Source organism: Streptomyces sp. SL06, from assembly GCF_058244745.1.
Window position 1 is genome coordinate 6,486,281 of sequence record NZ_JBSYOT010000002.1, and the last position, 10,134, is coordinate 6,496,414.

The following is a 10,134-nucleotide window of genomic DNA, read 5'->3' on the forward strand; positions in this document are numbered from 1 at the left end:
TCATGCGTAATCATGCATACTCTTCCTATGTCCAAGGTCCTCACCTCCCTTCCCACCGGCGAGCGCGTCGGTATCGCCTTCTCGGGCGGCCTCGACACCTCGGTCGCGGTCGCGTGGATGCGTGACAAGGGCGCCGTCCCCTGCACGTACACCGCCGACATCGGCCAGTACGACGAGCCCGACATCGCCTCGGTGCCCGACCGCGCGAAGACCTACGGCGCCGAGATCGCGCGTCTGGTGGACTGCCGTGCGGCGCTGGTCGAGGAGGGGCTGGCCGCGCTCACCTGCGGGGCGTTCCACATCCGGTCGGGCGGGCGTGCCTACTTCAACACCACGCCGCTCGGCCGCGCCGTCACCGGCACCCTCCTGGTCCGGGCGATGCTCGAGGACAACGTCCAGATCTGGGGCGACGGCTCCACCTTCAAGGGCAACGACATCGAGCGGTTCTACCGGTACGGCCTGCTCGCCAACCCGCAGCTGCGGATCTACAAGCCGTGGCTGGACGCGGACTTCGTCACCGAGCTGGGCGGCCGCAAGGAGATGTCGGAGTGGCTCCTCGCCCACGACCTCCCCTACCGGGACTCGACCGAGAAGGCGTACTCCACCGACGCCAACATCTGGGGCGCCACCCACGAGGCCAAGACGCTCGAGCACCTCGACACCGGCGTGGAGACCGTGGAGCCCATCATGGGCGTGCGGTTCTGGGACCCGTCGGTCGACATCGCCGCCGAGGACGTGACGATCGGCTTCGACCAGGGCCGCCCGGTCACGGTCAACGGCAAGGAGTTCGCCTCCGCGGTCGACCTGGTGATGGAGGCCAACGCCATCGGCGGCCGCCACGGCATGGGCATGTCGGACCAGATCGAGAACCGGATCATCGAGGCCAAGAGCCGCGGCATCTACGAGGCGCCCGGCATGGCCCTGCTGCACGCGGCCTACGAGCGCCTCGTCAACGCGATCCACAACGAGGACACCCTCGCCCAGTACCACGCCGAGGGGCGGCGGCTCGGCCGGCTGATGTACGAGGGCCGCTGGCTCGACCCGCAGTCGCTGATGATCCGGGAGTCGCTCCAGCGCTGGGTCGGCTCGGCGGTCACCGGCGAGGTCACGCTGCGGCTGCGGCGCGGTGAGGACTACTCGATCCTCGACACCACGGGCCCGGCGTTCAGCTACCACCCGGACAAGCTGTCCATGGAGCGCACCGAGGACTCGGCGTTCGGCCCGGTGGACCGGATCGGCCAGCTGACCATGCGCAACCTCGACATCGCCGACTCGCGCGCCAAGCTGGAGCAGTACGCCGGACTCGGTCTGATCGGCACCGCCAATCCCGCCATCGGTGCCGCCCAGGCCGCCGCGACCGGGCTGATCGGCGCCATGCCGGAGGGCGGCGCCGAGGCCATCGCCTCCCGCGGCCAGGTCTCCGCCGACGACGAACTGCTGGACCGCGCCGCGATGGAGTCCGGCACGGACTGACCGGTCTCCGGGGGGACTTCACACCGGCAAGGGCCGGCCCGACGCCTGTGGGCGTCGGGCCGGCCCTTCTGTTTCCCCTTCTCCGTGCACGACTTGCGCACATCTTGACCTTCCAACGGCGGCGCGACGCCGTCGGCGCATGCTCCGCCCAGGTCAGCGCCAACGCAAGCCGTACGCAAGCGACGTAAGCGGATTTCGGGTCAACTCCCGCCTTGACGAGGACCGTTGACAAACCGGTGACGCGCTAGAAACCTGATGTCGCACTTTCCGCAAAGAATCGACTGTCCTGCTCAATTGGCGCGCATGGTCGGTGCTTTCCCCCTCGCCGCCGGTCCGTCGCGCTCCCCGACTCCCCACGGAACTGAGGACCCCCATGAGATGGAGATCTCTCGGCCGACGGTCGCTGACGGGCGCCGTCGTGGCCGGGCTGATGACGGTCGGGCTGCTCCCGCTGCCGTTCGCCGCCCCCGCACAGGCCGCGACGGCCGCCGCCGACGTCAACCTCGCCCTCGGCCGCCCGGCCACGGCGGGCGGCTCGAACGGCGCCTACCCGGCCGGGAACGCCACCGACGGCACCCAGGCCACCTACTGGGAGGGCCCGGCCGGCTCTTTCCCCGAGTGGGTGCAGGTCGACCTCGGCACGGCCCGCAGCGTCGACCGGGTGGTCCTCAAACTGCCCACCGGCTGGGAGAGCCGGAGCCAGACCCTCGCCCTGCGGGGCAGCACCGACGGCTCCACCTTCCACCCGCTCGCCGGCCCGGCCGCCCGGTCCTTCGGCCCGGCGCAGGCCAACTCCGTCACCGTCGACCTCACCTCCCCCGCCCAGGCGCGCTACGTCCGCGTCGACATCAGCGGCAACACCGGCTGGAACGCCGCACAACTGGCCGAACTCGAGGTGTACGGCGCCCAGGCGCCCACCGGCCCGTCGCCCACCGGCACCAACCTCGCCCGCAACAAGCCGGTCGAGGCCACCTCTACGACCCAGAACTACGTCGCGGCCAACGCCACCGACGACGACACCTCGACGTACTGGGAGGCCGCGGGCCACCCCGCCGACCTCACCGTCAAGCTCGGTTCGGACGCGGACATCAGCGCCGTGGTGGTCAAGCTCGACCCCGACCCCGCGTGGGCCGCCCGCACCCAGAGCATCCAGGTCCTCGGCCGCGAGCAGGGCGCGGACGACTTCACCTCGCTGCGCGCTCGGACCGACTACGCCTTCAGCCCCGGCCAGGACAACACCGTCACCGTCCCGGTCACCGCCCGCGCGGCCGACGTACGGCTCAGGTTCTTCGCCAACACCGGCGCGCCCGGCGGCCAGGTCGCCGAGTTCCAGGTCGTCGGCACCGCCGCGCCCGCGCCCGACCTCACCGTCACCGGCCTCGACTGGACACCCGCCGCGCCCTCCGAGCGCGACGAGGTCACCGTCGGCGCCACCGTCCGCAACGCCGGAACCGCCCTCTCGGCCGCTACGACCGTGGAGGTCACCGTGGAGGGCACCGCGGCCGGCAGCGCCGCCGTGCCCGCGCTCGACCCGGGCGAGTCCACCGAGGTCGCCGTCGCCACCGGCACCCACGCGGCCGGCAGCTACGCGGTCGCCGCGGTCGTCGACCCGCTCGACACCGTCGCCGAACTGGACGACACCAACAACAGCCGCACCGCCGCGGACCGGCTCGTCGTCGGCCAGGCGCCCGGCCCCGACCTGGAGGTGCGCTCCCTCACCACCGACCCGGCCAACCCGGCCGTGGGGGCCTCCGTCTCCTTCACCGTCGCCGTGCACAACCGCGGCACCAGCGCCGCCGCGGCGGGCTCGGTCACCCGGGTCCAGGCCGGCTCCACCACGCTGAACGGCACCACCGGCGCGGTCGCCGCGGGCGCCACGGTGAACGTGCCGATCGACGGCACCTGGACGGCCACCGGCGGCGGCGTCACGCTCACCGCGACCGCCGACGCCACCAACGTCGTCGAGGAGACCAACGAGAACAACAACGTGCTCGCCAAGTCCCTCGTCGTCGGACGCGGCGCCGCCGTGCCGTACACCGAGTACGAGGCGGAGGACGGCCGTTACCAGGGCACCCTGGTCACCACCGACGCCAAGCGCACCTTCGGACACACCAACTTCGGCACCGAGTCCTCCGGCCGCGAGTCCGTCCGGCTCGACTCCACCGGCCAGTACGTCGAGTTCACCTCCACCACACCCACCAACTCGCTCGTGGTGCGCAACTCCATCCCCGACGCACCGGGCGGCGGGGGCACGGAGGCCACGATCAGCCTCTACGCCGACGGCGACTTCGTGCAGAAGCTGACCCTGTCCTCCAAGCACAGCTGGCTGTACGGCACCACCGACGACCCCGAAGGCCTCACCAACCGGCCCGGCGGCGACGCGCGGCGGCTCTTCGACGAGTCCCACGCCCTGCTGTCGAAGACCTTCCCGCAGGGCACCGAGTTCCGCCTCCAGCGCGACGCCGACGACTCGGCCGCCTTCTACGTCATCGACCTGATCGACCTGGAACAGGTCGCGCCCCCGGCGGCCAAGCCGGCGAACTGCACCTCCATCACCGAGTACGGGGCCGTCCCCGGCGACGGACTCGACGACACCGACGCCATCCAGCGCGCCGTCACCGACAACCAGAACGGCCGGATCGACTGTGTGTGGATCCCGGCCGGGCAATGGCGCCAGGAACAGAAGATCCTCACCGACGACCCGGAGAACCGCGGCCAGTTCAACCAGGTCGGCATCCGCAACGTCACCATCCGCGGCGCGGGCATGTGGCACTCCCAGCTCTACACCCTGACCCCGCCGCACGAGGCCGGCGGCATCAACCACCCGCACGAGGGCAACTTCGGCTTCGACATCGACGACAACACCCGGATCTCCGACCTCGCCATCTTCGGCTCGGGCACCCTGCGCGGCGGCGACGGCAACCAGGAGGGCGGCGTCGGACTCAACGGCCGCTTCGGCAAGGACACCAAGATCAGCAACGTGTGGATCGAGCACGCCAACGTCGGTGTCTGGGTCGGCCGCGACTACTCCAACATCCCCGAACTGTGGGGCCCCGGCGACGGCCTGGAGTTCACCGGCATGCGGGTGCGCAACACCTACGCCGACGGCATCAACTTCGCCAACGGCACCCACGACTCCACCGTCTACAACTCCTCCTTCCGCAACACCGGCGACGACTCGCTCGCGGTGTGGGCCAGCAAGTACGTGAAGGACACCGCCGTGGACGTAGGCCACGACAACCACTTCCGCAACAACACGATCCAACTGCCATGGCGGGCCAACGGCATCGCGGTGTACGGCGGTTACGGCAACACCATCGAGAACAACGTCGTCTCCGACACCATGAACTACCCCGGCATCATGCTCGCCACCGACCACGACCCGCTGCCCTTCTCCGGCCAGACCCTCATCGCGGGCAACGCCCTGCACCGCACGGGCGGCGCGTTCTGGAACGAGGACCAGGAGTTCGGTGCCATCACCCTCTTCGCCCAGGGGCAGGACATCCCGGGTGTGACCATCCGGGACACCGAGATCCACGACTCCACCTACGACGGGATCCAGTTCAAGACGGGCGGCGGTGCGATGCCGGACGTGAAGATCACCGACGTGCGCATCGACAAGTCCAACAACGGCTCCGGCATCCTCGCGATGAGCGGCGCCCGCGGCAGCGCCACCCTGACGAACGTCACGATCACCGACTCGGCCCAGGGCGACGTACTGATCGAACCGGGCTCGCAGTTCACGATCAACCGGTGAGACCGGCCGGCGACGCGGCACACCACCGCGTCGCCGGCCGGCACTCCGTCGCCGTGGCCCGCCGACGGGTTCACGGCCCGCGGAGCCTGTCCGGTGACCGTTCCACGGGGAAGCGCGAATCGACCTTGAGGCGTTCGGCGTTGAGTTCCTCGACCGCGCCGAGCGCGTCGCCGATCGTCGCGTAGTCCACCGCGATGAAGTTGACCGGTCTGCCGCGTTGCCGCTCGCAGGCGCGGGCCCGTTCCAGCACCCGCTGCCGGGAGTTGACGGTCCCGGCGTCCAGCCGTACTCCGCCGCCGGCCGTGACGAAGTGGTTGAGCAGGAACAGCCGCTTGTCGGTGCCGCCCCGGTTCGGCAGACAGGACATCTCGTCCGGGCTGCGGAAGGCGAACGGCGTCTCCATCCCGTACCGGTACAGGTTCCGGTACCACGGCGCGGGGCCGTCCGCCTTCTCCGCGAAGACGACCAGCCGCCGGCCGCTGTCGATCATGTCCTTGAGCTTCGGCCACGGCCGGTCCGGGTCCGCCTTCGGCTCGTACAGCAGGTCGGACAGTCCGGCCCGCAGGAAGGCGTTCTGACTCGGCACGGGGTCGACGCCGTCCTGGAGGATCAGCGTGACGACCTCCGTGGGGTTCGCGCGCAGCCACTCGCCGATCTGCCGCAAAGTGGGCACCAGACCCAGGGCCCCGGCGCCGCACACCGAGTGGCACAGCCACAGGCCGGGGTGGGGCGGGTTCACCTGCTGGAGGAGCCCGGTGAGCCGTCGGCGCAGCTCCGGGGAGAAGTCCGAGGCGTTCAGCCGCTCCGCGACCTCCTCGGGCCGCTCCCAGCGGTGGGTGTCGAGGAGCAGGACGCGCACCCCGGCGTTGAGCTGGCCCACGATGTCGGGGTCCTGCAAGGGGCCGATGAACCGGTCCGCCGTCGTGGCCATCGCGTTGTGCGACGCGAGCTGGGCGATCTCGTCGTAGCGGGCGTCGCACAGCTCGGCGCTGCCCTGGCAGATGCGCGGGGAGGAGCCGGTGATCGCCACCGGCGCCAGCATCGTGCCGACGAGGGCGCACGCCGTGACGGCGAAGGTCAGGGCCGGGAGGTGCCGCGGGTCGGTGAGGACCGGCACGCCGGGCCTGGTCTGCCAGACCCACCCCACCGTGATCAGCAGGGCGCCGGCGGCGAGCAGGATCACCGCGACCACGGTGGCGGTGGTCAGCAGCCGGTCCACCGCGGTGGCCTCGATGTCGGCGAGGAGGGCCGACGCCGACCGGGGCCACGACGACGGGGAGCCGAACAGCGCGTCGCTCAGCGTGAGCCGCAGCACGAGCACGGTGAGCGCCATCAGCGCGGCGGCGGACGCCGGGACCCAGCCGAGCGGCATCAGCCGGCGCTTGACCGGTCCGGGCGTGGCGAACCACAGCAGGGTGAGGGCCGAGGCGCACAGCACCGCGGCCGCCGGTTCCACCACCTCCTGGAAGAGCCGGGTGATGGAACGGGCCCGGTCCACCGGGGCGAGCGCCTCGTGCGAGGGATCGAACGTCGACGGTGATGACCCAGGTGCCCTCGTTCGCCTCCCGCAGCAGTTCCGAGGCGGTTTCCCGGACCTGGTCCGTCAGGGCGACGGGCGCGACCGCGGCCAGCGCCGCCCCCACGTCCCCCCGGTCCAGCGCCGCCCGCACGGTGGGTCCGAGGCCGGCGCGCGCGGGCGCGGGAACCAGGCGCATCAGCGCGTCCGTGGCCGCCACCGCCTGGCCGGGGGAGAGCGGCAGCGCCGACAGGCCCTCCAGCGGGGCCTCACCGGCCACCACCTGCGCCGCCAGTTCGGACAGGCGTTGCACGAAGGCCTGGAAGTCGGGCTCGGAGCGCTGCTGGAGGGCGGCGACGGCATCGCCGAAGTAGGCCTGGCTGAGGCGCTCGACGTTCGCCACGACCGGCTCGAGGTCGACCGTGATCCGCAGCCGGTCGCGGTCGCCCTCCAGATAGTGGATCACCTCGGCGATCTGCCGGTCGCCCATGGCCCGCAGGGTCTCCGGCGGGATCACGACCTTGAGGTTCGAGGTGATGGTGGACTGCGGGACGGGCAGCCGGTCCAGCAGCTCGCGGGCCAGCGGCGTACTGTCCGGGTCGACCAGCACCTCGTCGTAGAACCGCTGGTAGGCCCGCTCGTCCTCCAGCACCTTGCCGTAGAACCCGGGGTCGAGCACGGTGCTGCGCACGACCGCGGCCGAGGCCAGGACGGTCATGCTCAGCACCGCCACGCACCAGACCAGCGCCTCGACCCAGGGCGAGCGCCGAACCAGTGCCTCCATGGCCCCATTCTCGTTTCACCGACCGCCGTGCCGCACGGGACCCCCGTGTGAACGCCACCACACGCCTGCCCCGGCAGGCCCGGCCGATGCCGGCCGGCCTCGGCGCGGCGCCGCCGTGTTCGCGGTGTCGGGGATCAGAGTGCCGGGGCCGGGTACGTCGGGTACTCCACGCCGGAGACGTGCTGGACGACGCGGACGACCTGGCAGGAGTAGCCGAACTCGTTGTCGTACCAGAGGTAGAGGATGGCGTTGTCGCCCTCGACCTTCAGCGCGCCGGCGTCGACGATCGAGGCGTGGCGCGAGCCGATGAAGTCGCTGGAGACCGCGTCGGGGGCGCTGATGAAGTCGATCTGGCGCTTGAGCGGCGAGGTGAGCGACACCTCGCGCAGATGGTCGAGGACCTCCTCGCGGCTCGCCTCGCGGGCGAGTTGGAGGTTGAGGATCGCGATGGACACGTCCGGCACCGGCACGCGGACCGAGCTGCCGGTGATCCTCGCCTTCAGGTCCGGGAGGGCCTTGGCGACGGCGGAGGCGGCACCCGTCTCCGTGATGACCATGTTCAGCGGCGCGCTGCGGCCACGGCGGTCCGACTTGTGGTAGTTGTCCAGCAGGTTCTGGTCGTTGGTGAACGAGTGGACCGTCTCCACGTGGCCGCGCAGCACACCGTACTCGTCGGCCATCGCCTTCAGCGGCGGGACGATCGCGTTGGTGGTGCAGGACGCGCAGGACAGGATCCGCTCGTCCGGCTTTACGGTGTCGTGGTTGACGCCGTGGACGATGTTGGGGACGTCGCCCTTGCCCGGAGCGGTCAGGACGACCTTGTCGATGCCCGGACGCAGATGCTTGGAGAGGCCCTCGCGGTCGCGCCACTTGCCGGTGTTGTCGATGAGGATGGCGTCCTTGATGCCGTACGCCGTGTAGTCGACCCGCGTCGGGTCGTCGGCGTGGATCACCTTGATCGCGTTGCCGTTGGCGAGGATCGTGCGGGCCTCCTCGTCGACGGTGATCGTGCCCTGGAACTGGCCGTGCACCGAGTCGCGGCGCAGCAGCGAGGCGCGCTTGACGATGTCCTCGGCGGCCCGCTCGCCGCCGCCCCGGACCACGACGGCGCGCAGACGAAGGCCGTTGCCCGAGCCGGCCTTCTCGATGAGCAGGCGGGCGACGAGCCGGCCGATGCGGCCGAAGCCGTACAGGACGACGTCGCGCGGCTCACGGCGGTCGATCTTGTTGGCGCCCGTGGCCCCGGCGACGGCCTCGGCGGTGAACTCCTGCACCGTCAGCCCGCGGTCGTCGCCCCGGTAGGTGGCGGCGAGCATGCCGATGTCGATCTGGGAGGGGCCGAGGTCGAGCGTGGTGAGGGCCCGCAGGAAGGGCATCGTCTCGGTGACCGACAGCTCGGCGCCGGCGATCTGGCGGGCGAAGCGGTGGGTCTTGAGAATGCTGACCACCGACTTGTTCACCAGGGAACGGCTGTGCAGCAGGACCGTGACGTCCCGCTCCCGGTGCAGCTTCCCGATCATCGGGATCATCGATTCCGCGGTCTCTTCGCGGTTCTTCCAGTTGGTGAACGAGTCGTCGTTGGCAGTCACGTCTCTGTCTTTCGAGCTAGGCGGCGCTCATATGCTAACCCGACCGCTCGACTGATCGATCAAGTGGGCTCCTCGCCGATCGGGGTGCGGTGTCGAGCAGGGTTGCCCACCGGACGATCGGGTACGCGAGCCTGGACCGTCTCCGTTCCGGTCATCGGAGCGGGCCGACCCACCGCCGCTACCAGGGATCTGCCATGGACACACCCGCGAACGAAAACAACGTCTCGCCCGCCCAGCGCGCGCTGGACACACTTGCCGAGAACACCGAGGACACGGCGGCGCTCGACACGCTCGCGAGCAGCGACGTCCTCGTCCCGGTGCCCGACGACGCCAACGACCAGGACGCCGCCGACCCCGGGATGCTGGCCCTGCCGGTGCTGGAACAGCAGGGCGGCCGTCAGGTGGTGCCCGTGTTCACCTCGGAACTGGAGATGGCGGGACTGCTGCCGTACGTCTCCCGCTACCGCATGGTGCCGCTGGGCGCCCTCGCCGCGCAGTGGCCGACCGACGACCTGTCGCTGTCGATCGACGCCGGCTCGGACCACCGCCTCACCCTCACGTCGGACGGCGTGCGCACCCTGCTGGCCCGTCCCTAGGGGGTGTCGTCGCCGAGCATGCGGGCCAGCACGGCCCGCTGCAGCGGCAGTACCTCGGTGTGCAGGTCGCGGCCCCTGTGGGTCAGCGTGACGTACACCCCGCGCCGGTCCTCCGCGCACATGGACCGCTCCACCAGGCCGTCCTTCTCCAGCCGGGCGATGAGCCGGGACAGCGCGCTCTGGCTCAGATGGACCCGGCCGACCAGGTTCTGCACCCGGCACTGGGCGCCCTCCTCGGGCCCCTCGGCCGCGAGGATGTCGAGCACCTCGAAGTCGCTCGCGCCCAGGCCGTGCGGATGCAGCGCACGGTCGATCTCGCACATCGTGCGCGCGTGCAGCGAGAGGATGTCCCGCCACCGTTCCTCGAGCCGCACACCGGCCGTCCTGACTGCCATACCCGAACGGTAGCACCGGGACCA

General features: G+C 71.0%; 7 protein-coding genes. 4 read left to right on the forward strand and 3 right to left on the reverse strand.

Annotated features, from left to right (window positions below; genetic code table 11):
• Positions 1 to 27: 27 nt before the first annotated feature.
• Both argG and AC4IHM_RS29775 read left to right on the forward strand, forming a co-directional pair.
• Positions 28 to 1,473: an argininosuccinate synthase gene (gene argG / locus AC4IHM_RS29770; protein ID WP_490870053.1), complete on the forward strand. Its 1,446-nt coding sequence runs from the start codon at positions 28 to 30 to the stop codon at positions 1,471 to 1,473.
• 373 nt (positions 1,474 to 1,846) lie between these two features.
• Positions 1,847 to 5,230, forward strand: a complete 3,384-nt coding sequence (locus tag AC4IHM_RS29775) for a CARDB domain-containing protein (RefSeq protein WP_490870054.1) — start codon at positions 1,847 to 1,849, stop codon at positions 5,228 to 5,230.
• A 70-nt stretch (positions 5,231 to 5,300) separates the two neighbouring features.
• Here AC4IHM_RS29775 and AC4IHM_RS29780 read toward each other — a convergent pair whose 3' ends face one another.
• On the reverse strand, positions 5,301 to 6,728 hold the full coding sequence (locus AC4IHM_RS29780; RefSeq protein WP_490870055.1) for a PI-PLC domain-containing protein: 1,428 nt from the start codon (positions 6,726 to 6,728) through the stop codon (positions 5,301 to 5,303).
• Positions 6,729 to 7,053: 325 nt separating this feature from the next.
• Here AC4IHM_RS29780 and AC4IHM_RS29785 point away from each other — a divergent pair, with 325 nt between their 5' ends.
• A complete protein-coding gene (locus AC4IHM_RS29785) occupies positions 7,054 to 7,581 on the forward strand; it encodes a hypothetical protein (RefSeq protein ID WP_490870056.1) in 528 nt (175 codons plus the stop codon).
• A gap of 83 nt (positions 7,582 to 7,664) precedes the next feature.
• On the opposite strand, the gene AC4IHM_RS29790 is transcribed toward AC4IHM_RS29785, so the two are convergent.
• Positions 7,665 to 9,119: a glyceraldehyde-3-phosphate dehydrogenase gene (locus AC4IHM_RS29790; RefSeq protein ID WP_490870057.1), complete on the reverse strand. Its 1,455-nt coding sequence runs from the start codon at positions 9,117 to 9,119 to the stop codon at positions 7,665 to 7,667.
• A 194-nt stretch (positions 9,120 to 9,313) separates the two neighbouring features.
• Here AC4IHM_RS29790 and AC4IHM_RS29795 point away from each other — a divergent pair, with 194 nt between their 5' ends.
• Positions 9,314 to 9,715: an SseB family protein gene (locus AC4IHM_RS29795; protein ID WP_490870058.1), complete on the forward strand. Its 402-nt coding sequence runs from the start codon at positions 9,314 to 9,316 to the stop codon at positions 9,713 to 9,715.
• On the opposite strand, the gene AC4IHM_RS29800 is transcribed toward AC4IHM_RS29795, so the two are convergent.
• Positions 9,712 to 10,110 (reverse strand): MarR family winged helix-turn-helix transcriptional regulator, encoded by a 399-nt coding sequence (locus AC4IHM_RS29800; protein ID WP_490870059.1) that lies wholly within the window; start codon positions 10,108 to 10,110, stop codon positions 9,712 to 9,714. The two genes, AC4IHM_RS29795 and AC4IHM_RS29800, sit on opposite strands and share 4 nt — an antisense overlap.
• Between the last annotated feature and the right edge of the window lie 24 nt (positions 10,111 to 10,134).